The organism is Nocardia sp. NPDC003269, assembly GCF_042888005.1.
In the GTDB taxonomy this organism is placed as follows: Bacteria; Actinomycetota; Actinomycetes; order Mycobacteriales; family Mycobacteriaceae; genus Nocardia.
Window position 1 is genome coordinate 1,801,503 of sequence record NZ_JBIAPA010000002.1, and the last position, 25,778, is coordinate 1,827,280.

The 25,778-nt window shown below is 70.6% G+C and carries 25 protein-coding genes; 21 read left to right on the plus strand and 4 right to left on the minus strand.

Annotated elements, in window-relative coordinates:
• Positions 1-190: 190 nt before the first annotated feature.
• From dop to pafA, 5 genes are all read left to right on the plus strand, one after another.
• Positions 191-1,690 carry a depupylase/deamidase Dop gene (gene dop, locus ACFYWJ_RS18720; RefSeq protein WP_355275505.1) on the plus strand — a complete coding sequence of 500 codons (1,500 nt, stop codon included), beginning with the start codon at positions 191-193 and terminating at the stop codon, positions 1,688-1,690.
• A gap of 162 nt (positions 1,691-1,852) precedes the next feature.
• Positions 1,853-2,047, plus strand: coding sequence for a ubiquitin-like protein Pup (locus ACFYWJ_RS18725; RefSeq protein ID WP_019047503.1), 195 nt, complete (start codon positions 1,853-1,855; stop codon positions 2,045-2,047).
• Positions 2,048-2,112: 65 nt separating this feature from the next.
• The gene (gene prcB / locus ACFYWJ_RS18730; RefSeq protein WP_355275503.1) at positions 2,113-2,889 is read left to right on the plus strand and encodes a proteasome subunit beta; all 777 of its coding nucleotides are present in this window, start codon (positions 2,113-2,115) and stop codon (positions 2,887-2,889) included.
• Positions 2,886-3,653, plus strand: coding sequence for a proteasome subunit alpha (gene prcA / locus ACFYWJ_RS18735; RefSeq protein WP_355275502.1), 768 nt, complete (start codon positions 2,886-2,888; stop codon positions 3,651-3,653). Before prcB ends, prcA begins: the two co-directional genes overlap by 4 nt.
• 166 nt (positions 3,654-3,819) lie before the next feature.
• Entirely contained in the window at positions 3,820-5,178 is a 1,359-nt protein-coding gene (pafA, locus tag ACFYWJ_RS18740; RefSeq protein WP_355275500.1) for a Pup--protein ligase, read from the plus strand.
• Between the two features lie 92 nt (positions 5,179-5,270).
• Here pafA and ACFYWJ_RS18745 read toward each other — a convergent pair whose 3' ends face one another.
• Positions 5,271-5,906, minus strand: a complete 636-nt coding sequence (locus ACFYWJ_RS18745) for a TetR family transcriptional regulator (RefSeq protein WP_355275498.1) — start codon at positions 5,904-5,906, stop codon at positions 5,271-5,273.
• A 138-nt stretch (positions 5,907-6,044) separates the two neighbouring features.
• On the opposite strand from ACFYWJ_RS18745, the gene ACFYWJ_RS18750 reads away from it, so the two are divergent.
• The 6 genes from ACFYWJ_RS18750 (at position 6,045) to ACFYWJ_RS18775 (ending at position 12,452) form a co-directional block, all read left to right on the plus strand.
• On the plus strand, positions 6,045-7,196 hold the full coding sequence (locus ACFYWJ_RS18750) for an acyl-CoA dehydrogenase family protein (protein WP_355275497.1): 1,152 nt from the start codon (positions 6,045-6,047) through the stop codon (positions 7,194-7,196).
• 16 nt (positions 7,197-7,212) lie between these two features.
• The gene (gene fabG, locus ACFYWJ_RS18755) at positions 7,213-7,965 is read left to right on the plus strand and encodes a 3-oxoacyl-ACP reductase FabG (RefSeq protein ID WP_355275495.1); all 753 of its coding nucleotides are present in this window, start codon (positions 7,213-7,215) and stop codon (positions 7,963-7,965) included.
• Positions 7,966-7,981: 16 nt separating this feature from the next.
• A complete protein-coding gene (locus tag ACFYWJ_RS18760) occupies positions 7,982-9,139 on the plus strand; it encodes an acyl-CoA dehydrogenase family protein (protein WP_355275493.1) in 1,158 nt (385 codons plus the stop codon).
• Positions 9,136-10,335: a 3-oxoadipyl-CoA thiolase gene (gene pcaF, locus ACFYWJ_RS18765; protein ID WP_355275491.1), complete on the plus strand. Its 1,200-nt coding sequence runs from the start codon at positions 9,136-9,138 to the stop codon at positions 10,333-10,335. Before ACFYWJ_RS18760 ends, pcaF begins: the two co-directional genes overlap by 4 nt.
• A 171-nt stretch (positions 10,336-10,506) precedes the next feature.
• Complete coding sequence (locus tag ACFYWJ_RS18770; RefSeq protein WP_355275489.1) at positions 10,507-12,000, plus strand: long-chain fatty acid--CoA ligase; 1,494 nt, start codon at positions 10,507-10,509, stop codon at positions 11,998-12,000.
• Complete coding sequence (locus ACFYWJ_RS18775; protein ID WP_355275487.1) at positions 11,997-12,452, plus strand: MaoC family dehydratase; 456 nt, start codon at positions 11,997-11,999, stop codon at positions 12,450-12,452. The genes ACFYWJ_RS18770 and ACFYWJ_RS18775 overlap by 4 nt, the downstream gene beginning before the upstream one ends.
• Before the next feature lie 19 nt (positions 12,453-12,471).
• Here ACFYWJ_RS18775 and ACFYWJ_RS18780 read toward each other — a convergent pair whose 3' ends face one another.
• On the minus strand, positions 12,472-12,786 hold the full coding sequence (locus ACFYWJ_RS18780; RefSeq protein WP_355275485.1) for a thiamine-binding protein: 315 nt from the start codon (positions 12,784-12,786) through the stop codon (positions 12,472-12,474).
• 105 nt (positions 12,787-12,891) lie between these two features.
• On the opposite strand from ACFYWJ_RS18780, the gene ACFYWJ_RS18785 reads away from it, so the two are divergent.
• The 7 genes from ACFYWJ_RS18785 to ACFYWJ_RS18815 all read left to right on the plus strand — a co-directional run bounded on the left by ACFYWJ_RS18785 (position 12,892) and on the right by ACFYWJ_RS18815 (position 20,833).
• Positions 12,892-13,887 (plus strand): YafY family protein, encoded by a 996-nt coding sequence (locus ACFYWJ_RS18785; RefSeq protein WP_355275483.1) that lies wholly within the window; start codon positions 12,892-12,894, stop codon positions 13,885-13,887.
• Positions 13,884-14,861 carry a YafY family protein gene (locus ACFYWJ_RS18790; protein ID WP_355275481.1) on the plus strand — a complete coding sequence of 326 codons (978 nt, stop codon included), beginning with the start codon at positions 13,884-13,886 and terminating at the stop codon, positions 14,859-14,861. Before ACFYWJ_RS18785 ends, ACFYWJ_RS18790 begins: the two co-directional genes overlap by 4 nt.
• A complete protein-coding gene (locus tag ACFYWJ_RS18795; RefSeq protein ID WP_355275479.1) occupies positions 14,858-15,886 on the plus strand; it encodes a 2-dehydropantoate 2-reductase in 1,029 nt (342 codons plus the stop codon). Before ACFYWJ_RS18790 ends, ACFYWJ_RS18795 begins: the two co-directional genes overlap by 4 nt.
• 92 nt (positions 15,887-15,978) lie before the next feature.
• On the plus strand, positions 15,979-16,245 hold the full coding sequence (tatA, locus tag ACFYWJ_RS18800; protein WP_355275478.1) for a Sec-independent protein translocase subunit TatA: 267 nt from the start codon (positions 15,979-15,981) through the stop codon (positions 16,243-16,245).
• Between the two features lie 95 nt (positions 16,246-16,340).
• Positions 16,341-17,294, plus strand: coding sequence for a twin-arginine translocase subunit TatC (gene tatC, locus ACFYWJ_RS18805; RefSeq protein ID WP_355275476.1), 954 nt, complete (start codon positions 16,341-16,343; stop codon positions 17,292-17,294).
• 3 nt (positions 17,295-17,297) lie between these two features.
• Positions 17,298-19,994 (plus strand): RNA helicase, encoded by a 2,697-nt coding sequence (locus ACFYWJ_RS18810; protein WP_355275474.1) that lies wholly within the window; start codon positions 17,298-17,300, stop codon positions 19,992-19,994.
• Between the two features lie 119 nt (positions 19,995-20,113).
• Positions 20,114-20,833: a DUF4333 domain-containing protein gene (locus ACFYWJ_RS18815; protein WP_355275473.1), complete on the plus strand. Its 720-nt coding sequence runs from the start codon at positions 20,114-20,116 to the stop codon at positions 20,831-20,833.
• Between the two features lie 69 nt (positions 20,834-20,902).
• Here ACFYWJ_RS18815 and ACFYWJ_RS18820 read toward each other — a convergent pair whose 3' ends face one another.
• On the minus strand, positions 20,903-21,874 hold the full coding sequence (locus ACFYWJ_RS18820; protein WP_355275471.1) for a 5'-3' exonuclease: 972 nt from the start codon (positions 21,872-21,874) through the stop codon (positions 20,903-20,905).
• A 117-nt stretch (positions 21,875-21,991) separates the two neighbouring features.
• Between ACFYWJ_RS18820 and ACFYWJ_RS18825 the strand changes: the two genes are divergently transcribed.
• Entirely contained in the window at positions 21,992-23,119 is a 1,128-nt protein-coding gene (locus ACFYWJ_RS18825; protein ID WP_355275470.1) for a Xaa-Pro peptidase family protein, read from the plus strand.
• Positions 23,120-23,125: 6 nt separating this feature from the next.
• Here ACFYWJ_RS18825 and ACFYWJ_RS18830 read toward each other — a convergent pair whose 3' ends face one another.
• Positions 23,126-23,524, minus strand: a complete 399-nt coding sequence (locus tag ACFYWJ_RS18830; RefSeq protein ID WP_355275469.1) for a TIGR03618 family F420-dependent PPOX class oxidoreductase — start codon at positions 23,522-23,524, stop codon at positions 23,126-23,128.
• Positions 23,525-23,622: 98 nt separating this feature from the next.
• Here ACFYWJ_RS18830 and ACFYWJ_RS18835 point away from each other — a divergent pair, with 98 nt between their 5' ends.
• A complete protein-coding gene (locus ACFYWJ_RS18835) occupies positions 23,623-24,375 on the plus strand; it encodes an SDR family NAD(P)-dependent oxidoreductase (protein WP_355275468.1) in 753 nt (250 codons plus the stop codon).
• The gene (cbiE, locus tag ACFYWJ_RS18840) at positions 24,354-25,607 is read left to right on the plus strand and encodes a precorrin-6y C5,15-methyltransferase (decarboxylating) subunit CbiE (protein ID WP_355275467.1); all 1,254 of its coding nucleotides are present in this window, start codon (positions 24,354-24,356) and stop codon (positions 25,605-25,607) included. The genes ACFYWJ_RS18835 and cbiE overlap by 22 nt, the downstream gene beginning before the upstream one ends.
• The last annotated feature ends 171 nt before the right edge of the window (positions 25,608-25,778 follow it).

A 25,778-nucleotide genomic window follows, 5' to 3' on the forward strand; every position in this document is an offset into this window, starting at 1 on the left:
GGACCACCCCGGGTCCGCCGAGCGGGGGACCGGGGTGCGCCCGATCGCCCGCGAACGATCTGTCCTCAGGCGGCGGGCGACGTCGCCGGGCTGCTCACCGGCCTGCGTCCGCGCGGGTGAGCCCGGGGCGCCGGAGGCCGCTGGGCCGAGATGCCGGTGCGCGTCGGGCCCGTCGCCTAGGCTCGACAGCATGCAGCGCATCATCGGAATCGAGGTCGAGTACGGCATCTCGACCCCCACGGAGCCGACGGCCAACCCGATCCTCACCTCCACCCAGGCCGTTCTCGCCTACGCCGCCGCCGAGGGCGTACCGCGGGCCAAGCGGACGCGCTGGGACTACGAGGTGGAATCCCCGCTGCGTGACGCGCGTGGTTTCGACCTGAGCCGGATGAGCGGACCCGCTCCCGTGATCGACGCCGACGAGGTCGGCGCGGCGAACATGATCCTCACCAACGGCGCCCGGCTCTACGTCGACCACGCCCATCCGGAGTACTCCGCGCCCGAGGTGGTCGACCCGCTGGACGCGGTCATCTGGGACAAGGCGGGCGAGCGGGTGATGGAGGCCGCCGCCCGGCACGCCTCCAGCGTCCCCGGCGCCCCGCGCCTGCAGCTGTACAAGAACAACGTCGACGGCAAGGGCGCCTCCTACGGCACCCACGAGAACTACCTGATGAACCGCGACACCCCGTTCAGCCACATCATCGCGGGGCTCACGCCGTTCTTCGTCTCCCGCCAGGTGATCTGCGGGTCCGGCCGGGTCGGCATCGGCCAGTCCGGCGACCATGCGGGCTTCCAGCTGTCCCAGCGCGCCGACTACATCGAGGTGGAGGTCGGCCTGGAGACCACGCTCAAGCGCGGCATCATCAACACCCGCGACGAGCCGCACGCCGACGCCGACAAGTACCGGCGCCTGCACGTGATCATCGGCGACGCCAACCTGGCCGAGATGTCGACCTACCTGAAGGTCGGCACCACCGCGCTGGTGCTCGATCTGATCGAGGCGGGCGAGGACCTCTCGGAGTTCCAGCTGGCCCGCCCGGTCACCGCGGTGCACCAGATCAGCCACGACCCGTCGCTGCGCGCCACCGTGGCGCTGGCCGACGGCCGCGAGCTGACCGGCCTTGCGCTGCAACGGCTCTACCACGAGCGCGTCGCCAAGTTCATCGACCGCGAGGGCAACGACGACCCGCGCGTGCGCGACATCGTCGACAACTGGGCCATGGTCCTGGACCTGCTCGAGCGCGACCCGATGGAGTGCGCCAACCTGCTCGACTGGCCGGCCAAGCTACGCCTGCTCGAGGGCATGCGCAGCCGCGAGGGCCTGGGCTGGGCCGCGCCCAAGCTGCACCTGATGGACCTGCAGTACTCCGATGTGCGCCTGGACAAGGGCCTCTACAACCGCCTGGTGGCGCGCGGCTCGATGAAGCGGCTCGTCAGCGAGCAGCAGGTGCTCGACGCGATGACCAAGCCGCCGACCGACACCCGCGCGTACTTCCGCGGTGAGTGCCTGCGCCGGTTCGGCGCCGATATCGCCGCCGCCAGTTGGGATTCGGTGATCTTCGACCTCGGCGGCGATTCGCTGGTGCGAATTCCCACCCTGGAGCCGCGCCGCGGCACGAAAGCGCACGTCGGGAAGCTGCTCGACGCCGCGCAGTCGGCCGCCGACCTGGTCGACCAGCTCACGCACTGAGGCGTTTTCCGGCACGACAGGGCGACAATCCGATCGCTAATAGACCACCTTGTCGGATCGGCTCGGTAGGGTTGTGGGACGAGCACGAACATCGCTCATGATCGCCGACCGTGCTCATCCGAAAGGTCGCGGTCATGATGAGGAAAGAGGAGGTCGGCTGCCATGGCACAAGAGCAGACCAAGCGCGCCGGGGGTGGCGACGAGGACGAGGGTCCCGAGGGCGTCGACGCGGCGGGTCAGGAACGCCGCGAGAAGCTCGCGGAGGAAACCGACGACCTGCTCGACGAGATCGATGACGTGCTCGAGGAGAACGCCGAGGACTTCGTGCGGGCATATGTGCAGAAGGGCGGCCAGTGACCTCAGGTGACCCGTTGCGCCTCCACGCGGGGCAGGCTCTCTCCTCGTTCACCGAACATCTCCGCATGCACGCTCCGGACCTGTTGCCCGGCAACAGGTTCGGCGCCTCGGATCTGACCGCGGCGAAGGATCTGGCGCCGCACGGCACCACCATCGTCGCGGTCACCTATCGAGGTGGCGTGCTCATCGCGGGCGACCGCAGGGCCACCATGGGCAACCTGCTGGCCAGTCGCGACACCGAGAAGGTGTACATCACCGACACCTTCTCGGCGGCGGGCATCGCGGGCACCGCGGGCATCGCGATCGAGATGATCCGGCTGTTCGCGGTGGAGCTCGAGTACTACGAGAAGATCGAAGGCGTGCCGCTGACCTTCGACGGTAAAGCCAACAAGTTGTCGAAGATGGTCCGCGACAACCTGCCGGCCGCCCTGCAGGGCCTGGCCGTCGTGCCGATCCTCGTCGGCTACGACGACCAGATCGCCGACCTCGACAAATCCGGCCGCATCGTGTCCTACGACGTGGTCGGCGGGCGCAGCGAGGAGCGGTTCGGCTACACCGCGGTCGGCTCCGGTTCGATGTTCGCGAAGTCCTCGCTGAAGAAGCTCTACCAGCGCGGCCTCGATCAGGACCGGGCGTTGCGGATCGCGGTGGAGTCGCTGTTCGACGCCGCCGACGACGACACCGCCACCGGTGGTCCGGACATGCTGCGCGGCATCTACCCGACAGCGGTGGTGATCGACGCCGAGGGCGCGACCGAGGTGGGCGAGGACCGCCTGGCCGAGATCGCCCGCGGCGTTATCGCCGACCGGGAAGCCGCGGAAGAAGGGGGCGCCGTCCTATGACGCTGCCGTATTACGCCTCGGCCGAGCAGATCATGCGCGACAAGACCGAGCTCGCCCGCAAGGGCATCGGTCGCGGTCGCAGTGTGGTGGTGCTGGTCTACGACAAGGGCGTGCTGTTCGTCGCCGAGAACCCCTCGGCGACGTTGCACAAGGTCAGCGAACTCTACGACCGCGTCGGTTTCGCCGCGGTCGGCAAGTACAACGAGTTCGAGGCCTTGCGCCGCGGCGGCATCCTGCAGGCCGACCTCAAGGGCTATCAGTACGACCGGCGCGATGTCACCGGCCGTGGCCTGGCCAACCTCTACGCGCAGAGCCTTGGCTCGATCTTCACCGATCAGCTCAAGCCCTACGAGGTGGAGCTGTGTGTCGCCGAGGTCGGGTATCCGGAACAGTCGCCGACCTCGGTGCTGTACCGGATCACCTTCGACGGGTCGATCGTCGACGAACGCGAGTACGTCGTCATGGGCGGCACCACCGAGCCCATCGTGACCGCGCTCAAGGCCGCCTACAAGCCGGGTCTGACCCTGGACGAGGCGCTGAAGGTGGCGATCGGGGCGCTGCAGGCCGGTCAGCCCGAGGCCGACAAGGACAAGCGCGTGCTCGGTGAGTCCTCCCTCGAGGTGGCCACGCTCGAGCAGTCCCGGCCCCGCCGGGCGTTCCGCCGGCTGCAGGGTGCGGCCCTGGAGAAGGCGCTCGGTACGCCGAAGGCGAAAGCCGTGAAGGAAGCGAAGCTGCCCGAGCCCGAGGACGGCGCGGGGGAGTAGACCCCGCCGTCATGATCATGAACGGGCCCCCGGACCGATCCGGTCCGGGGGCCGTTCTCGTCGTGCTCGCCGGGGTCGTTCGCTGTCCGAATCGTTGTGAACACGTATGCGAATGGGATGTCCGGAGCGCCGCGCGGGCCCTGGTCATGGCTGTAGTGTCGATAGTGTGCAGCGACGAATCATGGGGATCGAGACCGAGTTCGGTGTGACATGCACCTTCCACGGTCACCGTCGGCTGTCCCCCGACGAGGTGGCCCGGTACCTGTTCCGCCGGGTGGTGTCCTGGGGCCGTAGCTCTAATGTCTTCCTTCGAAACGGTGCCAGGTTGTACCTCGACGTCGGATCGCATCCCGAGTACGCCACGGCAGAATGCGACAGCCTGGTGCAGCTGGTCACCCACGACCGGGCGGGCGAGCGGGTGCTGGAAGACCTGCTGATAGACGCCGAACAGCGGCTCGCCGAGGAAGGCATCGGCGGCGACATCTACCTGTTCAAGAACAACACCGACTCCGCGGGCAACTCCTACGGCTGCCACGAGAACTTCCTCGTGGTGCGCGCGGGCGAGTTCTCCCGGATCTCCGACGTGTTGCTGCCGTTCCTGGTCACCCGCCAGCTCATCTGCGGTGCGGGCAAGGTGCTGCAGACGCCCAAGGCGGCCACGTTCTGCCTCTCGCAGCGTGCCGAGCACATCTGGGAGGGCGTCTCCTCGGCGACCACCCGCTCGCGCCCGATCATCAACACCCGCGACGAGCCGCACGCCGATGCCGAGAAGTACCGGCGCCTGCACGTGATCGTGGGCGACTCCAACATGGCCGAGCCGACGACGATGCTCAAGGTGGGCACGGCGTCGCTGGTGCTGGAGATGATCGAGGCGGGCGTCTCGTTCCGCGATTTCGCCCTCGACAACCCGATCCGGGCGATCCGCGAGGTCAGCCACGATCTGACCGGTCGCCGTCCGGTGCGGCTGGCCGGCGGCAGGCAGGCCAGCGCGCTCGAGATCCAGCGCGAGTACTACGCCCGCGCCGTCGAGCACCTCCGCAACCGCGACCGCGATCCGCAGGTCGACGCGGTGGTCGACCTGTGGGGCCGCACCCTCGACGCCGTCGAGGCGCAGGACTTCGCCAAGGTCGACACCGAGATCGACTGGGTGATCAAGCGCAAGCTGTTCCAGCGCTACCAGGACCGCTACAACATGGAGCTGTCCGATCCGAAGATCGCCCAGCTCGACCTGGCCTACCACGACATCAAGCGCGGTCGCGGCGTCTTCGACCTGCTGCAGCGCAAGGGTCTGGCCAAGCGGATCACCGAGGACGAGGCCGTGGACGCGGCGGTGGAGACCCCGCCGCAGACCACCCGCGCCAAGCTGCGCGGTGACTTCATCACCGCCGCGCAGGAGGCGGGCCGCGATTTCACGGTCGATTGGGTGCATTTGAAGTTGAACGATCAAGCGCAGCGCACCGTGTTGTGCAAGGATCCGTTCCGGTCGGTCGACGAGCGGGTCGATCGGCTGATCGCCTCGATGTAGGCGAACCCCCGAGACGGGGGACCCGGCGACGGGACCGATGGCGCGAGGGAGCGATTGCGTAGACGCCACCGGTCCCGTCGTCGTCTGTGGGCTCAGTCGGGGCTGACGACGCTCGCGTAGGTGCCGCGCAGGCCCGCGATGAACGAGGTCAGGGCCAGCTCGAAGCTGTCGTCGTCGATCTCCTCGGCGACCGCGCGCAGCAGGTGCGCCTGGTTCAGGTGCGGGTAGCGGTCCCGGTAGACCTGCACGTCGTCGGCGAAACCGCCCGCGAACGACCCCACCGTCGACCCCATCACCAGGTAGCGGGTGGCCGCGCCGATCATGGTCGCGTAGCGCGGCGGCCAGCCCGCGCCCACCAGGCCGCCGTGCACGGCGTCGGCCGCGCGCAGGTTCTCCGCGCGCCTGCCGGGGCCCGCGGCGAGGTAGGGCACGAAGTTCGGGTGCGTGACCAGCGCCGTCCGGTAGCTGCGGGCCCAGGCGGCCAGTCCGTCATCCCAGGGCAGGGTGTCGAAGCCCGAGGTGTCGACGTGGCTCATGATGCCCGTCGCGATGTCGTCGAACAGGTCGTCTTTGTTCGGGTAGTGGCCGTACAGCGAGGCGGCCTGCACGCCGAGTTCGGCGGCCAGCTTGCGCATGGAGACCTCGGCGAGGCCGTCCCGGTCGATCATGGCCAGCGCGGTGTCGCGAATGCGTTCGCGGCTCAACAGCGGTACGCGCGGCCTCGCCATACGCCACTCCTCGTCTGCTCGGGGTCGGTGGGGATTCGAACGCTATCACCGATGGGCATTTCGGCCCTTGATTAACCGAACGGCGGTAGGATACGGTGCCCGAGTAAACCTAACACCGTTTGGTTCAGGAGTGGTCCGATGGATCTCGCACTCACGCAAGCGCACAGCGACCTGCGCGAGCTCGCCCGCACATGGGTGGACAAGGAAGTCGTCCCGCACGCCGCCCAGTGGGATCGGGCGGAATCGGTCGACCCGGCGATCGTCGGCAAGCTCGGCGCGCTGGGGTTCCTCGGCATCGGGATCGACGAGGAGTACGGCGGCTCCGGCGGGGACGCCCTGGCCTACTGCGTGCTGCTGGAGGAGCTGGGCCGCGGCGACAGCGCGGTGCGCGGCATCGTGTCGGTGTCGCTGGGGCTGGTCGGCAAGTCGATCGCGACCTACGGCACCGAGGAGCAGAAGCGCCGTTTCCTGCCGCCGCTGTGCGCGGGCGAGCAGCTCGGGTGCTTCGCGCTGACCGAGCCGGGGACCGGGTCCGACGCGGCCAACCTGATCACCCGCGCCACCCGGGACGGGGCGGACTGGGTCATCGACGGCACCAAGATCTTCATCACCAACGGCACCTGGGCCGACGTGGCACTGGTGTTCGCGCGCACCGGGGGACCGGGACCGAAGGGTGTCACCGCCTTCCTCGTCCCGACCGATTCGCCCGGTTTCGGCCGGACCGAGATCAAGGGCAAGCTCGGGCTGCGCGGACAGGCCACGGCCGAACTGGTCCTGGACCGGGTCCGGGTCCCCGACGCGCTGCGCCTCGGCGCGGAAGGCCAGGGCTTCCGGATCGCGATGGCGGCGCTGGACAAGGGGCGGATGGGGGTGGCCGCGGGCTGTGTCGGCCTGGCGCGCGCCTGCCTCGAGGCCGCGGTGCGCTACGCCGGGGAGCGCGAGCAGTTCGGCAAGCCGATCGCGGGCTATCAGCTGGTGCAGGAACTGCTCGCCGACATCGCCGTGGAGACCGAGGCCGCGCGGTTGCTGGCCTGGCGTGCCGCCGATCTCGTCGACCGGGGCGAGCCGTTCGGCACCGCCGCCTCGATGGCGAAGCTGTTCGCCTCCGAGGCCGCGGTCAAGGCCGCCAACAACGCGATCCAGGTCTTCGGTGGCTACGGCTACATCGACGAGTACCCGGTCGCCAAGTACCTGCGCGACGCGCGCGTGCTGACCCTCTACGAGGGCACCACCCAGATCCAGAAGCTGCTCATCGGCCGCGCCCTCACCGGTGTGAACGCCATTGTCTGACAGAGGAGTACGAACCATGACCCACAGAACCGCCTTCGTCACCGGAGCGGCCCGCGGCATCGGCGCGGCCACCGCGGCCCGCCTGGCGGCCGCCGGCTGCGCCGTGGCCGTCGTCGATCTCGACGCCGACGCGGCCGTGCTGACCGCCGGGAAGATCAACGCCGCGGGCGGCACCGCGATCGGGCTCGGTTGCGATGTCACCGACGAGGATTCGGTGGCCGCCGCCGTGGCGCGCACCGTCGCCGACCTCGGCTCGCTCGACGTGCTGGTGAACAACGCCGGCGTGCTGCGCGACAACCTGCTGTTCAAGATGTCGGTGGACGACTGGGACACCGTCGTGTCGGTGCACCTGCGCGGGGCGTTCCTGTGCAGCAGGGCCGCGCAGAAGCACATGGTGGAGCGCGGCGGCGGCGCGATCGTCAACACCTCGAGCGTGTCGGCGCTGGGCAATCGCGGGCAGGCCAACTACGCCGCGGCCAAGGCGGGCATCCAGGGCCTGACCCGCACGCTGGCGATGGAACTCGGCCCGTTCGGCATCCGGGTCAACGCGGTTGCGCCCGGCTTCATCGCCACCGAGATGACCGCCGCCACCGCCGCCCGGATGGGCGTGAGCGCCGAGGAATTGCAGGCCAAGACCGCCGGGATCACGCCGCTGCGCCGGGTCGGCACGCCCGACGACATCGCGGGCGTTGTCGCGTTCCTCGCCTCCGACGACGCCGGGTTCGTCACCGGCCAGACGCTGTACGTCGACGGCGGACGCCGTCTCTAGGTTTCGGGAGTCATTCATGCAGCGCACAGTTTTCACCGATGAGCACGAGGCGTTCCGCAAGACGGCGCGCGCGTTCATCGAGTCGCAGGTCGTGCCGGTCTATGACCAGTGGTACGAGGCGGGCATCGTGCCGCGCGAGTTCTACCGCTCGCTGGCCGATCTCGGCGTTTTCGGGATCGAGGTGCCCGAGGAATACGGGGGCGCGGGGATCGACTCGTTCAAGTTCCAGGCGATCCTGATGGAGGAAACCGCCAGGGCCGGTGTGTCGTTCGGTGGGTCGGGCGTGCACGTCGGCCTGTGCCTGCCGTACCTGAAGAACCTCGCGACCGACGAACAGAAGCGGCGGTGGCTGCCGGGGTTCGTCTCGGGAGAGATCATGTTCGCCATCGCGATGACCGAGCCGGGCACCGGGTCGGATCTGGCCGGGATGCGGACCACCGCGCAACTGTCCGAGGACGGCACCCACTACGTGCTCAACGGGGCGAAGACCTTCATCACCGGCGGGGTGCACGCCGACCGGGTGATCGTCTGCGCGCGGACCGCCCCGCCCGCGGAGACCGATCGGCGCCACGGTATTTCGCTGTTCGTGGTCGACACGAGCTCGCCGGGGTACGCGGTCGGCCGCAAGCTCGACAAGCTCGGCCTCAAGGTGTCCGACACCGCCGAATTGTCCTTCACCGACGTGCGGGTCCCGGTGGCCGACCTGCTCGGCGCGCCGCATCAGGGATTCGGCTACCTCGGGCAGAACCTGCCGCAGGAGCGGCTGTCCATCGCGGTCGGCGCCTACGCGCAGGCCAAGTCGGCGATCCGGTTCGCGCTCGAATACACCAGGGGCCGGACGGTGTTCGGCCAGCCGGTGGCGCAGTTCCAGAACACCAAGTTCGAGCTGGCCGCCTGCCGGGCCGAGGTGGACGCCGCCGAGGCCGTGGTCGACCGGGCGCTCGACGCCCTGGACCGGGGCGAACTCACCCCGGCCGACGCCGCGTCGGCCAAGCTGTTCTGCACCGAGGTCGCCTCGCGGGTGATCGACCGCTGCCTGCAGCTGCACGGCGGGTACGGCTACATCACCGAATATCCCGTGGCCCGCCTCTACGCCGACAACCGGGTGAACCGGATCTACGGCGGCACCAGCGAAGTGATGAAGATGATCATCGCCAAGGACATGGGCCTGTGACGGGCCGCGCGTTCCTGGTCGACGGCGTCCGCACGCCGTTCGGCCGCTACGGCGGCGCGCTGGCCGAGGTGCGCCCCGACGACCTGGCCGCGCACGTGCTCACCGCGCTCAGGGAACGACTGCCCGCCGTGGACTGGGCGCGGGTCGACGATGTCGTGCTCGGCTGCGCGAACCAGGCGGGCGAGGACAACCGCAATGTCGCCCGGATGGCGGCGCTGCTGGCCGGGCTGCCGGTGGACGTTCCCGGCGTGACGGTCAACCGGCTGTGCGCGTCGGGCCTGGACGCGATCGGCTACGCGGCCAGGGCGATCAAGGCCGGTGACGCCGACCTGGTGATCGCGGGTGGGGTCGAGTCGATGACGCGGGCACCGTACGTGCTGCCGAAAACCGGTGCGCCGTGGGACCGTTCGGCGCAGCTGGCCGACACCACGCTCGGCTGGCGGCTGGTGAATCCGCGGCTGCGGGCGGAGTACGGCATCGACTCGATGCCCGAGACCGCCCAGCACGTCGCCGACGAGCACGGCATCGCCCGCGCCGATCAGGACGCCTTCGCACTGCGCTCGCAACAGCGGGCGGCGGCGGCGATCGCGCGCGGCAGGCTCGCTCGCGAGATCACCCCGGTGCCGGTCCCGCAGCGGCGCGGGGAACCCGTCGCCGTCGACCGCGACGAGCATCCGCGTGAGACGAGCGTCGAGGCACTCGCCCGGCTGCGTCCGGTGGTGTCGGGCGGGTCGATCACGGCGGGCAACTCCTCGGGGATCAACGACGGTGCCGCCGCGGTGCTGATCGCTTCCGAGGCCGCGGTGCGGCGCTACGGCCTGACGCCGCTGGCCGAGGTCGGTGCCGTGACGGCGGCCGGGGTGCCGCCGCGCGTCATGGGCATCGGACCGGTCCCCGCGGTCGAGAAGCTGCTCGCGCGAACAGGTCTGGCGATCGCCGACATCGACGTCGTCGAACTCAACGAAGCCTTCGCCGCCCAGGCCCTGGCCGTCCTGCGCGGACTCGGACTGCCCGACGACGCCGAACACGTGAACCCGAACGGCGGCGCCATCGCGCTCGGTCACCCGCTCGGTGCCAGCGGTGCGCGCCTGGCGCTCACCGCCGCACTCGAACTCGCCGATCGCGACGCGCGCCACGCGGTGGTCACCCTGTGTGTCGGGGTCGGGCAGGGCCTCGCGGTCCACCTCCGTCGCTGACCCACGTCGCCCGCACCGGGCATCCGATGCGGGCGACGCCGATCGACCGTTCGGGCCCTCCCTTCGAGGTGCGGGCCGACGGTCCCCCGAACTCCGACCGATCCAGTCATCCACCGCGCGACACCGCGGGTGCGCGCTCCCTCGCCGAAGCCGTCGACTCCAGGAATCCTGATGAATGCCACTCTCTCCCTGGCGAGCATCCTCGCCGAACCCGCCCGCCGCCGCCCGGATCACCTCGCGCTGATCGAGGGCGAGCACCGCATCACCTTCGCCGACCTGTGGCGGCAGGCCAGGGAACAGGCCGGCGCCCTGATCGCGCGCGGGGTCCGGCCCGGTGACCGGGTGGCGCTGCTGTGCCCGAACACCGCCGACTTCCCGCGCGCGTACTTCGCGATCCTCGCCGCGGGCGCGGTGGTGGTGCCTGTGCACCTGCTGCTCACCGCGCCCGAGATGGAATACGTGCTGCGCGACAGCGCGGCCTCGCTGCTGATCTGTCATCCGATGGTGGCCGAGACCGGTGCCGCGGCGGCGAGCGCGGTGGGCATCGATGTCGTCGCCCCGGAAGACCTGGCGGGCGAGGCGATTCCGGCGTTCGTCTCGCGCGGTCCGCTCGACACCGCCGTCGTCTTCTACACCAGCGGAACCACCGGCACCCCCAAGGGCGCCGAACTGAACCACCTCAACATGGTGATGTGCGCGACGGTGAACACCTTCGACGCCAACGAGATCCACCGCGACGACATCGCGCTCGGCGCGCTGCCGCTGTTCCACGTGTTCGGGCAGACGGTGTCGATGAACTCGCACTGGCGGGTCGGCGGGACGCTGGTGCTGCTCCCGAGATTCGACGCGGCGCAGGCGATCGCGCTGATGGCGGCGGAGCGGGTCAACCTCTTCCACGGGGTGCCGACGATGTACATCGCCCTCATCGAGGCGGCGGCGAACGCGGCGGACCTGCCCGCACTGAAACTGTGTGTCAGTGGCGGTGCGGCGCTACCGGTGTCGGTGCTGGAGGACTTCGAGCGACTCTTCCGCGCGCCGGTGCTCGAGGGCTACGGGCTGTCGGAGACCTCGCCGACCGCGGCGGTCAACCAGCCGATCTACGGCGCCGAGGCGGGCACCGTCGGACACCCGGTGTGGGGCGTCGACGTGGAGATCGCCGATCCCGCGATCACCGACCGGATCGTGCTGCTGCCGGTCGGCGAGACCGGCGAGGTGGTGGTGCGCGGGCACAATGTGTTCAACGGCTACACCGGCAGGCCCGAGGCGACCGCGGCCGCCGTCGTCGACGGCTGGTTCCGCACCGGCGATCTGGGCACCAGGGACGCCACCGGCCGGATCCGCATCGTCGACCGGATCAAGGAGATGATCCTGCGCGGCGGGTTCAACGTGTATCCGACGGAGGTCGAGGCCGCGCTGGTGCGGCATCCGCGCATCGCGCAGGTCGCGGTGATCGGCGTGCCCGACGAGCACTACGGTGAGGAGATCGTGGCCGTCGTCGTGGCCGACGGCGAGCTGACCGCCCAGGACGTGATCGAGTTCGGCAGGCAACAGGTGGCCAGGTACAAGTACCCGCGCCGCGTGGAATTCGTCACCGAGCTGCCGCTCGGTCCCACTCACAAGGTGCTCAAGCGCGAACTGCGCCGACGTTTCGGAGGTGTGGCATGACCACGGATTTCGCCGATTTCGACACCCTGCGCGCGGCGGCGGGCACCGAACTCGGTCCCAGCGACTGGATCACCATCGACCAGGAGCGGATCGACCGGTTCGCCGACGCCACCGGCGATCACCAGTGGATCCACGTCGATCCCGTGCGAGCCGCCGCGGGCCCGTACGGCACGACCATCGCGCACGGCTTCCTCACGCTGTCGCTGATCGTGCCGATCACCCAGCAGGTGATGACGGTCAGCGCCGCGAGCGCGGCGATCAACTACGGCCTGGACCGGGTCCGGTTCCTCACCCCGGTACCGGTGGGCAGCCGGATCCGGGGCCGGGTGGTGCTCACCGAGGTCACCGAGGTGCCCGGCGGCGTGCAGGCGCACCGGCGGGTCACGGTGGAAGTGGCGGGCGCGCAGCGTCCCGCCTGCGTGGCCGACGCCATCGCCCGCTACCTGCGCTGAACCGTCCGGGGGTGGCGGCCTAGTAGCCGTCGCCCTCGGCCAGGTAGCGCTCGATCGTCGCGACCTTGGTGGTGAGCGCGTCGGTGACACCGGGCCGCAGATCGGCCTTGAGCACCAGGCTGCAGCGCGGCGCGACCGCGAGGATCGCGTCGCACGCCGACTTCACCACCGCCATCACCTCGTCCCAGTCGCCCTCGATCGTGGTGAACATGGCATCGGTCCGATGCGGCAGGCCCGAGGCCCGCACCACGCGCACGGCGGCCGCCACGGCCTCGCCGACCGACCCGTCGGCATGGGCGGCGCCACTGGGCGCCACGGAGAACGCAACAAGCATGGTGGTCCTTTCGCTGCGGGTATCCGCACCATTCTGCCGCCGCGGACCGCGGGCAACCGTGCGCCGACGCGCCGCCGCGGTCACCCGACCATTACCCTCTATCGAGTGGCGATATCCAAGGTCGAGCGGCTGATGAATCTGGTCATCGCGCTGCTGTCGACCCGGCAGTTCCTGAGCGCGGAGCGCATTCGCGCCAGTGTGGCCGGTTACGAGGACTCCGCGACCGACGAGGCGTTCAGCCGGATGTTCGAGCGCGACAAGAACGAACTGCGCGACCTGGGCATTCCGCTGGAAGTGGGCCCGGTGGGGCGGTTCTCGACGCTCGAGGGCTACCGGATCAACCGCGACGCCTACGAGCTGCCCGACATCGACCTGTCCAGCGAGGAGGCGGCCGCGGTCGCCGTCGCCGTGCAGATGTGGGCCTCGCCCGAGCTGGCGAGCGCCGCCGAGGGCGCGCTGCTCAAGCTGCGCGCGGCCGGCGTCACCGTCGAGACGGAGAACGTCGGGGTGTCGGTGCCCGCCGTGCCGGCCCGTACCCGTGGCTCGGAGCCGGTGCTGCGCGAGCTGCTCGCGGCGATCGACGCCGGGCAGGCGGTGCGGTTCGGGCACCACAGCGCCGTCACCGATCCGTTCGTCACCCGCGATGTGGAGCCCTGGGGCGTGGTCACCCGGCACGGCCGCTGGTACCTGGTCGGGCACGACCGCGAGCGTGACGCCGTGCGCACCTTCCGGCTGTCCCGGATCGGCGGCGAGGTCACGCCGTACGGTCCGCACAACGCGGTCCGCAAGCCGGCCGACGCCGATCTGCGCGCCATCGTCGACCGGGTCACCGGCGACGCGCCCGTCACCGGGTCGGCCACCGTCTGGGTCGCCAAGGGGCGCGGGCGCGAACTGCGCCGCATCGGCACCGAACTCGGCCCCAGGGAACTCGGCGGCCGCGACGGCTCGGTCGTCGAGGTGCCGGTCCGCTCGCGCGACTGGGTGGCCCGGCTGATCACCGGCCTCGGCCCGGATGTACTCGTGCTGGATCCGCCGGAACTGCGCGCCGATGTGATGAACCGGCTACGGTCGGTACTCGACCACACGGAGGTGGCGTCGTGAGTTCGCGCCTGTCCCTACGCCTTTCGCGCCTGCTGAACATGGTGCCGTACCTGCTCGCGCACCCCGGCATCAGCGCCGCCGAGGCCGCCGCCGAGCTGGGGGTGACCACCAAACAGCTGATGAGCGACCTCAACCAGCTGTGGATGTGCGGGCTGCCCGGGTACGGGCCCGGCGATCTGATCGACCTGTCGTTCTCCGAGGAGAGCATCGAGGTCACCTTCTCCGCGGGCATCGAAAGGCCACTACGACTGACCTCCACCGAGGCGACGGCGCTGCTGGTCGCGCTGCGCTCGATCGTGGAGATGCCCGGCATGGTCGACCCGACCGCAGCGCACGCCGCGATCGCCAAGATCGAATCGGCCATCGCCAGCACCGACGCCGTCGTCACCCCGGCCGCCGTGCCCGTCGAACAGCCGGTCGTGGCCACCGTGCGCGCCGCGCTCGCCGACGCCAGCGCCCTGCGCCTGGTGTACTACTCGGCCAGCCGCGACGAGGTCTCCGAACGTATCGTCGACCCCATCCGGGTGGTGCTGGTCGACAACAACAGCTACCTGCAGGCGTGGTGCAGGCAGGCCGAGGGCGTGCGCCTGTTCCGGTTCGACCGGATCGAGGACGCCACCGAACTCGACGAACCCGCCCGTCCGCCCAGCCACGCCGCCGCCGACGCGGCCGCCCTCGACCTGTTCCAGGACGACCCCGACGTGCCGCTGGCCCGGCTGCGCTTGCGCGCCGACTACGCCTGGGTGCTCGACCAGTACCCGATGCACCGCATCGAGTCCCGCCCCGACGGCAGCATCGAGGCGGGCATGCGCTTCGCCTCCGCCGAGTGGATGGCGCGCCTGCTGCTCGGGTTCGGCACCGGCGTCACCGTGCTGGGCCCGCCGGAACTGGTCACGGCGGTGCGCGACCGCGCCGATGCCGCCCTGGCCGCCTACGCGGCCGCCGGACTGCCCGGGGAGACCGAATCCGCGTGAACCAGCGAGTACTGGTCCTCGGGGCGGGCAGCATCGGGGTCTTCATCGGCGGCCATCTGGCCGCGGCGGGCCTGGACGTGATCTTCGTCGGCCGCCAGCGCGTGCTCGACGACATCGCCGAGCACGGTCTGCACCTCACCGATCTCGACGGCGGCTCGGTCGACGTGTCGCCGGACCGCTTCGGGCTGGCCCTGGAGCCGGACGAACCGGAACTGGCCGACCTCGTCCTGGTCACCGTGAAATCGGCCGCCACCGCGTCCGTCGTGCGGACCGTCGCGGGCAGGCTGCGCCCCGGCACCCCGGTGGTGAGCCTGCAGAACGGCATCGGCAACGACAGCCTGATCCGGGAGGTCCTGCCCACCAGCGTCGTGCTGCCCGGCATGGTCCCGTTCAACGTGGTGCACCGTGGCAACGGCCGGTTCCACCGGGGCAGCGACGGCGTCGTGGCGATCCAGGACGACCCGGTGGTCGACCGGTTCGCCGACCACTTCCGGGCCGCCGGCCTGCCACTGCGCCGCTATCGCGACCTGCGGCCGGTGCAGTGGGCCAAGCTGCTGCTCAACCTCAACAACCCGATCAACGCGCTGTCCGGGCGGCCACTGCGCGAGGAACTCGCCGAGCGCGACTACCGCCGCTGCCTCGCGCTCGCCCAGGCCGAAGCCCTCGCGGTGATGAACACTGCGCGAATTCGGCCCGCTCAGCTGACGGCCATCCCGCCGGAACTCATGGTGCATCTGCTGCGCGTTCCCGATGTCGTCTTCCGCCGGGTGTTCGGCAAGGTGCTGGCCATCGACCCGCTGGCCCGTTCCTCGATGGCCGACGATCTCGCCCTGGGCAGGCGGACGGAAATCGCGTGGTTGTGCGGCGAAATCGTACGTCTCGGCGAAATGGTCGGGCAGCCGACACCGGTCAACCGCAGGCTCACCGAGCTGATCCGGCAGGCCGAATCCGGCGACACCCGCCGGTTCACCGGAAGCCGGTTGTTCGCCGAGCTGACCGGGGCGGCATCCGCCGTCCAGGGTTGAACGCGTGGCGAACACCGCTGCGGGTGGCCGGTCATGACGCTCCGAGTGCAGGTAGCATCGGTAATCACCACAGTCTTTGGAGGTATCTGATAATGGGCACGTTCAGCTGGACGCACCTGCTGATCATCGCGTTGCTGTTCGTCCTGCTCTTCGGCGCGAAGCGGCTGCCGGACGCGGCGCGCGGTCTCGGCCGGTCGCTGCGGATCTTCAAGAGCGAGGTCGGGCAGATGCAGTCGGAGTCGGCCACGCAGGCCACCACACCGCAGGCCGCCCCGGCGCCGCAGCAGCAGCTGCCGGCGTCGGCCCCGCAGGCGCAGACCCCGATCGTCGAACCGCAGCAGGGCCAGAAGTCGGCCTGACCTCGGTGTTCACCCCCGGAGCGCATCCACCGCTCCGGGGCTGAGTGCTGTTGTCGAGCATCCGCCGGACCGAGGGTTAGAGGCCACCACCCACCATGCGCATTCCGTTCGATCCACGGCGCAGCAAGCGCAGGACGAATCCCGACGGCACCATGTCGTTGGTCGAGCACCTGCAGGAACTGCGCACCCGGCTGTTGCTGGCGCTGGCCGCGATCGCGGTCACCACGCTCGTCGGCTTCTTCTGGTACGCGCACCCGTTCTTCGGCATCGAGAGCCTGGGCGAGATCCTGCGCGGACCGTACTGTTCGCTGCCGGAGTCGGCGCGGGCGAGCCTGAGCGCCGACGGCTCCTGCCGGCTGCTGGCGACCGCGCCCTTCGAACAGTTCATGCTGCGCCTGAAGGTCGGCTTCACGGCCGGTGTCGTGCTCGCGGCGCCGTTCTGGCTCTACCAGCTGTGGGCGTTCATCACCCCCGGCCTCTACGCCAAGGAACGCCGCTACGCGGTCGGGTTCGTGGTGTCGGGCAGCGTGCTGTTCGTGACCGGCGCCGTGCTGGCCTACGTCGTCGTCTCGCACGCGTTGTCGTTCCTGTTGACCATCGGTGACAACGTCCAGATCACCGCGCTCAGCGGTACCCAGTACTTCGGGTTCATCATCCAGTTGCTGATCATCTTCGGCGTCAGCTTCGAGACGCCGCTGATCATCATCGGGCTGAACCTGGTCGGCGTGCTGCCCTACGTGAAGCTCAAGGCGTGGCGGCGCGGCATCATCTTCGGCCTGTTCGTCTTCGCCGCGGTCGTCACCCCGCAGGACCCGTTCTCGATGCTGGCGCTGGCCTGCGCGCTGACGGTGCTGTTCGAACTGGCGGTGCAGTTCGCCCGGTTCAACGACGCCCGCCGGGCCCGCCGCGCGGCGAACGAGGGCTGGGGTTCGCTCTCCGACGAGGAGGCCTCCCCGCTGGACACGCCGGACCCGGTGCGGCCCGCCGACCCGGTCGCCGACCCGGAGAAAACCACCCGCCCGGTGTCGGACTACTCCGATACGCTCTGACGGGTGACCGATTCTCCCGCGCGGGCCAACGAGTTGGCGCAGTTCGCCAGCGAAATCCCTTTCGATCTCGACCCTTTCCAGCGGACCGCCTGCGCGGCGCTGGAGGACGGGCACAGCGTGCTCGTCTGCGCCCCGACCGGCGCGGGCAAGACGATCGTCGGTGAGTTCGCGGTCCACATGGCGCTGGCCTCGGGCGGCAAATGCTTCTACACCACGCCGATCAAGGCGCTGTCGAACCAGAAGTTCGCCGACCTGACCGCGCGCTACGGCCGCGACAGCGTCGGCCTGCTCACCGGCGACCAGTCGATCAACCCCGACGCACCGGTGGTCGTGATGACCACCGAGGTGCTGCGCAACATGCTCTACGCGTCCTCGGATTCGCTGCGTGGACTGTCCTATGTCGTGATGGACGAGGTGCACTACCTGGCCGACCGGTTCCGTGGTGCGGTGTGGGAGGAAGTCATCCTGCACCTCTCGCCGGACGTTCGCCTGGTGAGCCTGTCGGCGACGGTGTCCAACGCCGAGGAATTCGGCGCCTGGATGGAGACCGTGCGCGGCGACACCGCCGTGGTGGTCGACGAGACCAGGCCGGTGCCGCTGTGGCAGCACGTGATGGTCGGGCGGCGGATGTTCGATCTGTTCGACACCAAGTCCAGCGACCAGAAGGTGCTCGTCGACGAAGACCTGGTTCGGTTCATCCGCCAGCGTGAGGCCGCCGACCGGATGCAGGGCTACGGCGGCCCGCGCGGCCGCGGTGGTCGCGGCAATTTCCGGCCGCTGCCGCGCCCGGAGATGCTGGCCCGCCTCGACGAGGAAGGCCTGCTGCCCGCGATCACGTTCATCTTCAGCCGCGCGGGCTGCGACGGCGCGCTCGCCCAGTGCCTGCGCGCCCGGCTCGACCTGAGCAGGCCCGACGATGTCGCGCGGATCGACGAGATCATCGAGAAGCACACCGGCGACCTGCCCAAGGGCGACCTCGAGGTGCTCGGCTACTGGGAGTGGCGCGAGGCGCTGCACCGCGGGCTGGCCGCCCACCACGCCGGCATGCTGCCCGCGTTCCGGCACACCGTCGAGGAACTGTTCGTCCAGGGCCTGGTCCGAGCGGTGTTCGCCACCGAGACCCTGGCGCTGGGCATCAACATGCCCGCCCGCACGGTCGTGCTCGAGCGGCTGGTGAAGTTCAACGGCGAATCGCACGCCGAGCTGACGCCGGGGGAGTACACCCAGCTCACCGGTCGCGCGGGCAGGCGCGGCATCGATGTCGAGGGCCACGCGGTGGTGCTGTGGCAGCCCGAGGTCGACACCAGCGCGGTCGCCGGCCTGGCCTCCACCCGCACCTATCCGCTGCGCAGTTCGTTCCGGCCCGGCTACAACATGTCGATCAACCTGATCGACCGGATGGGCGCGCAGGAGGCGCGGGCGCTGCTCGAGCGCTCCTTCGCCCAGTTCCAGGCGGACCGGTCGGTCGTCGGGCTGGTGCGCGGCATCGAACGCAACCAGGGCGCGATGCGCAAGCTGGAGAGTCAGCTCGGCGGCGTCGACGGCGGGTTCATGGAGTACATGTCGCTGCGCGAGCGGATCAAGCAGCGCGAGCGCGAGATCCAGCAGCAGGGCCGCGCCGATCGCCGCGGTGCCGCTGTCAAGGCCCTGATCGAATTGCGCCGCGGTGACGTGGTGGCGATTCCGTCGGGCAGGCGCGCCGGGCTCGCGGTGATCCTGGAACCCGATCAGACCCCCGGTGACCCGCGTCCGCTGGTGCTCACCGAGGACCACTGGGCAGGCCGGGTCTCGGCGGCGGACTTCCCCGTGCCCGCCGAGGCGCTCGGGCACATGCGGTTGCCACGGCGGGTCGATCACCGCACCGCGCGCATCCGCCGCGATCTGGCCTCGGCCCTGCGCAGCACCGGGATCTCCGCGCCGGGCAGGCGCAGGCGCAACGACCACACCCGCGGCGGCGAGGATCGCGAGCTCTCGACGCTGCGCCGCAGCCTGCGGTCGCACCCGGCGCACAACAGGCCCGATCGCGAACAGCTCAGCCGCACCGGCGAGCGCTACGCCCGGCTCGCGCGCGAGACCGAGTCGATGCGCCAGAAGGTTGCCGCGACGACGAATTCGCTCGCGCGCACCTTCGACCGGATCGTCGGCCTGCTCGAGGAACGCGGGTTCGTCGAGCACGGCGAGGTGACCGCCGACGGCAGGCGGCTGGCGCGGATCTACGCCGAGAGCGACCTGGTGGTCGCCGAGGTGTTGCGCCAGGGGCTGTGGCGCGGGCTCGGTGCGGCCGAACTCGCGGCGGTGGTCTCCACGCTGGTCTACGAGTCGCGCCAGGAAGGCGGGTTCCTCACCGCGGCCGGCCCGACCGAACCGATCCGCCGGGCGGTCGGCGCGACCATCGAGGTGTGGACCCAGCTGCGCTCCGACGAGGCACGGCACAAGCTGCCGCCCACCCGCGAACCCGACCTCGGTTTCGTCACCGGCGTGTACAAGTGGGCCCGCGGCGACGCATTGGCCGAGGCGTTGCTGGCCAGTGGCGATCAGGGCACGCCGCTGTCGGCGGGCGATTTCGTGCGCTGGTGCAGGCAGGTCATCGACCTGCTCGACCAGATCCACAACACCGCCGACGACCCGGAGATCGCGGCCACCGCGGCCAAGGCGGTGCGCGCGGTTCGGCGGGGTGTCGTCGCGGTGGACGCCGCGTAGTGGATACGTCTGTGATTTGATTTCCTGGCGTACCGACCGTGATGGCGGAGTCGTGCGAAAGCGGCTGGCCTGGCGCGGGGGGCTACCGTATGTACAACGATGCGAGTGGAGGCGAGTGGATGAGCGGCCCGTACGGACCGAATGGCCCAGGGGAGGGAAGCAACGATCCCACCCAGCACTGGGGAGGTCAGCAGCCGCAGCAGGCTCAGCCGACCCAGCACTGGGGTGGTGGGCAGCAGCCGCAGCAGGCTCAGCCGACCCAGCACTGGGGTGACCCGAACGCGCAGCAGCCGCAGCAGCAGTGGGGTCAGCAGCCGCAGCAACCGGCGCAGCAGCCGCAGTGGGGACAGCAGCCGCAGCAGCCGACCGGCCCGCAGCAGCAGTGGGGTCAGACCCAGCCGCCGCCGCAGGACTGGAACGCGCAGCAGCCGCAGCAGCAGTGGGGTCAGCCGCAGCAGCAGTGGGGACAGCAGCCGCAGCAGCCCGGTCAGCAGCAGTGGGGCCAGCAGCCCCCGTCGTCGTCGGGTGGCAAGGGCAAGGGCCTGGTGATCGGTCTGATCGCGGCGGGCGTGCTCGTGCTCGCCGCCGTCGTCGGCCTGATCCTGGTCGTGTTCTCCTCCGACGAACTCGACTCCGCCGCCGTGCAGGACGGCGTCTCGCGCGTGCTGAAGGACTCCTACGGCATCGCCGACGTCTCCGACGTGTCGTGCCCCTCGGGCCAGGAGGTGAAGGTCGACGCGACCTTCACCTGCGACCTGAAGGTCAGCGGTGAGGCGAAGAAGGTCACCGTCAAGATCACCAAGGACGATGGCACCTACGAGGTCGGCCGCCCGAACTAGGCTGCCGCACCCCCGATTCCGGGCCGTCCGCGCGTACGCGGGCGGCCCGGAATCGTCTGCCGGGCCGGATCAGCTGTGGGCCGCGGTCAGCGCGGTGACGAGCCGGGTGATCGGGCTCTCGGCGTTGTAGGCGGCGGCCAGGGCGAGCAGCCGATCGGGGTCGACCGGTGTCGCGGGCAGTGTGTCCGGTCCGGACAGGATCACCTCGGCGTCGCGCACCACCTGCACGACCGGCGCGGCGACCTTCAGATAGTCCTGGGCCGCAACCAGTTTCGCGCGGACGCCCTTGGCCAGGTCGGACCCGGGATCGTCGACCGCCGCCAGCAGGGCGTCGAGCGAACCGAACTTCGAGATCAGCTGCGCCGCGGACTTGTCGCCGATGCCCGCCACCCCGGGCAGCCCGTCGGAGGCGTCCCCGCGCAGGGTGGCCATGTCGGCGTAGGCCGGTCCCGCGTTCCGCTCCGGCACACCGTATTTCGCCGACACCTCGGCGGGCCCGAACAGTTCGGCCTTGGCCAGGCCGCGCCCCGCGTAGAGGACCCGGACCGGCGGCGCCGGCTCGTCACGGACGAGCTGGAGCAGATCGCGGTCGCCGCTGACGACGACCACCGGGTCCGTCCGCTCCCGGCTGGCGAGCGTGCCGAGCACGTCGTCGGCTTCGAGTCCTTCCGCGCCGCCGGTGGCGATCCCGGCGGCGGCGAGTACCTCGAGGATCATCTCGACCTGCGGGGTCAGCGTGTCGGGGACTTCCTCGGCGCCCGGCGCCGCGCCGCTGCTGGTGTCGAGCCGGTGCGCCTTGTAGGACGGCACCAGCGCCACCCGGAACGGCGGCCGCCAATCCAGGTCGAGCCCGATCACCAGCCTGCTCGGCCGGTGCTTGGTGATCAGCGAGGCCACCATGTCGGTGAAGCCGCGCAGCGCGTTGACCGAGCGTCCGTCGGCCGCCCTGAGCTTGTCGGGGATCGCGTAGTAGGCGCGGAACCACAGGCTGGCGCCGTCGATGATCAGCAGGGGTCCACGGGAGGTCTGGTCAGCGGTCACGGGCTCGATTGTGCCCCGAAAGCCCCGTCCCGCGCCCACCGTGCTGCGGGCGCGTCCGGTCGCGGGGAGATCACGTGTCCTGGGCCCGTGCGCCCGTGGCGGGTAACGTCGGACCCTATGAGCGCGCACACGGATGCCAGGTTCGCGGCGAATGTCTACGGTCAGCGGCTGGAGCGGGCGGTCGAACTGATGCGCGCGGCGCATCTGGACGCCCTGCTCATCACCCCCGGCCCCGATCTGCGATATCTCATCGGATCGGCCGCCGAATCCTTCGAGCGGCTCACCTGCCTGGTGATCCCCGCCGACGGCGCCACGCCCTCGGTGGTGATCCCGAAACTCGAGCTGGCCTCGCTGGACGGATCGGCGGCGGGCGAACTCGGCCTGCAGGTCCTGGACTGGGTCGACGGCGTCGACCCGTATCAGCTGGTGCGCTCGACCCTGCACGCAGGCTCGCGCATCGCCGTCGCCGACGCCATGCCCGCCCTGCACCTGATCCCGCTCGCCGAGTCGACCACCGGCTTGCCCGCGTCGGCGACCCCGGTGCTGCGGCAGTCGCGGATGATCAAGGACGAGGCCGAGATCGAGGCGCTGCGCCGGGCGGGCGCCGCCATCGACCGGGTGCACGCCAGGATGGGCGAATTCCTGCGGCCGGGCCGGACCGAGGCCGAGGTCGGCGCGGATATCGCCGCCGCCATCGTCGAGGAGGGCCACACCGAGGCGGCGTTCGTCATCGTCGGCAGCGGCCCGCACGGCGCCGACCCGCACCACGGGGTCTCCGACCGGGTCGTGGAATCCGGCGACGTGGTCGTCATCGACATCGGCGGCCCCGTCGAACCCGGCTACTACTCCGACTCCACCCGCACCTACGTGCTCGGGTCGCCGAGCACGCAGGTGGCCGAGCAGATGGCCCTGCTGGAGGCGGCCCAGGCCGCCGCGGTGGCCGCGGTCCGCCCCGGGGTGACCGCGGAGTCCATCGACGCCGCCGCGCGCACCGTGCTGGCCGACGCGGGCCTCGGCGACGCCTTCGTACACCGCACCGGCCACGGCATCGGCCTGTCGGTGCACGAGGAGCCCTACATCGTGGCGGGCAACGACCTGGTGCTCGAGCCGGGCATGGCGTTCAGCATCGAACCCGGCATCTACTTCCGCGGGAAGTGGGGCGCCCGGATCGAGGACATCGTGGTCGTCACCGCCGACGGCGCCGAGTCGATGAACAACCGGCCGCACGGTCTGACGGTCCTGTAGCCGGACCTACTTCAGCGTGCTCGACGAGAGCACCCGGCGCACCTGGATCGCGACGACGACCCGCGTCGGGTTTTCTCGCGGCACCCGGTAGCGGGCGGTGTAGCGGCGCACGGCCTCGGCCACGTCGTCGGCCTCGGTGAGCACGGTGGCCGGCCCTTCGAGGGTGAGCCAGCGCGGCCCTTCGACCTGACTCACGGCCGCGTACCCGCCGCGCGCCGCGTTGCGCGCCTTCACCGAGGCGCCGTCGGTGATGACCCGGGCGATCCCGCTCTCGGCATCCCAGGTGAACCCCACCGCGACCACGTGCGGTGTGCCGTCGGCGCGCAGGGTCGTCAGGGTGGCCAGATGCCGCTCGGTGACGAAGTCGAGGGCGGCGGGGGACAGCGGTGTGGTGGCGGTCGGCATGCGGGAAACGGTAGCCCGGACGACGGGCCGCCGATCGCGCGGGTTTCGGCCCTCGACACCCGAATTCCCCGTCCGGCGCCGGATGACAGACTGATCCCATGGCAGAGCAGCAGAACGACGGACCGGTGCTGGTCCTGGGCGGACGCAGTGAGATCGGGGTCGAGGTGGCGCGCCGACTGGCGCCCGGACGCGTGGTGATCCTGGCCGCCCGCCGGTCCGGCGCGCTGGACGCCGAGATCGAGCAGGTGCGCGCCGCGGGCGCGACCGCCGTGCACACCGTGGAATTCGACGCCGACGACACCGCCACGCACGCGCCCCTGCTGGAGAAGATCGCCGCCGAGCACGGCGGCATCGGCACCGCGGTGGTGGCCTTCGGCGTCCTCGGCGATCAGGCGCGCGCCGAACACGATCCGGCCCACGCGGTCGCGGTCGTGCACACCGACTACGTCGCCCAGGTCAGTGTCCTGACGACGCTGGCGACCCTGCTGCGGGCCCAGGACGCCGGGCAGATCGTCGTGTTCAGCTCGATCGCCGGGGTGCGGGTGCGCCGGGCCAACTACGTCTACGGTTCGGCGAAGGCGGGGCTCGACGGCTTCGCGAAGGGGCTCGGGGACGCCCTGCACGGCACCGGTGTCCAGCTGCTGCTGGTCCGGTCCGGGTTCGTGATCGGCCGGATGACCACCGGCATGGATCCCGCGCCGATGTCCAGCACGCCCGGCCAGGTCGCCGACGCCGTCGTGCGGGCCCTCGGCCGCGGCAAGACCTACGTCGCCGTGCCTGGCAGGATCGCCGTGATGTTCTTCGTGATGCGGCTGCTGCCGCAGTTCGTGTGGCGCCGGATGCCGCGGTGACCGACGCGGCCTGGTCGGGGCATCCGATCGTCGTCCTCGGGATCGGTGCCGACGGCTGGTCCGGGCTCGGCGAGCCGGCCCGCGCCGCGATCGGGGCGTGCGAGATCGTCTTCGGGTCGCCGCGCCAGCTGGCGCTGCTCCCGGACAGCGACGCCGAATCGGTGCCGTGGCCGAGTCCGCTCCTGCCCGCGCTGCCGGAGTTGTTCGCGCGCAACGCCGGTCGGCGCATCGGGGTGCTGGCCAGCGGCGACCCCATGTTCTACGGCATCGGCGTCACCCTGGCCCGTCGCTTCGGTGCGCGGGCGCTGCGGGTGTTCCCGCAGCCGTCCTCGGTGTCGCTGGCGTGCGCGCGGCTGGGCTGGCCGCTGGCCGAGGTCCCGGTGGTGAGCGTGGTTGCCCGCCCGTTGCCCACCGTGCTGCCCGAACTGGCCGACGGCCGCAGGCTGCTGGTGCTCAGCGAGGACGAGTCGACGCCGCACCTGCTGGCGCGATTGTTGCGCGACAACGGGTTCGGCGCGTCCACGCTCACCGTGCTCGAACAGCTCGGTGGGCCCGCCGAACGCGAGCGCACCGGCACCGCGGCGCGCTGGGCGCACCCGCACGGCGACCCGCTCAACGTCGTCGCGATCGACTGTGTCGCCGAAGCCGGCGGCCGCCGCGACACCCGGCTGCCCGGCCTGGCCGACACCGCCTTCACCGGCGACGGTCAGCTCACCAAAGCCGAGGTCCGGGCCCTGACGGTCACCGCGCTGGCCCCGGCGCCCGGCGAGACGCTGTGGGATGTCGGCGGCGGGTCCGGCAGCATCGCGATCGAATGGTGCCGCACCCATCCGCAGTGCCGTGCGGTCACCTTCGAACGGCTGCCCGCGCGCCGCGAGCAGATCACCGTCAATGCCGCCGCGCTGGGCGTTCCGGGAATAACGGTCAGGGGCGAGGTGCGCTCGGAGTTTGCCGAGAGCGAATTGGCGGCGCCGGACGCGATATTTCTCGGCGGCGGGCTCACCCAGGACGGTGTGTTCGACCAGTGCTGGCAGCGGCTGCGCCCGGGCGGTCGCCTGGTCGCCAACGCGGTCACCGCGGAATCGGAAGCGCAGCTGCTGGACTGGACCGCCACCCACGGCGGCACGCTGCGAAAATTCCAGATCTACCGGGGTGAACCGCTCGGCAGGTTCACCGCGTGGCGGCCACACCTCCCGGTCGCCCAGTGGATCGTCACAAAACCCGCTGGTTAGCGCGATTCTTCGATCACGGACAAATCACGCGCAGATCACGGTGAAATCGTTCATGCTGGGTCCTGATGCCATGAAAGTTACGAACCGAACGTGTAAGAAGCGTGCCTCGAGGGTAGGGTCGGGGCCGTTCCGGGTAAATCCCGCCGGTTCGATTTTTCCATGATGGGGAGT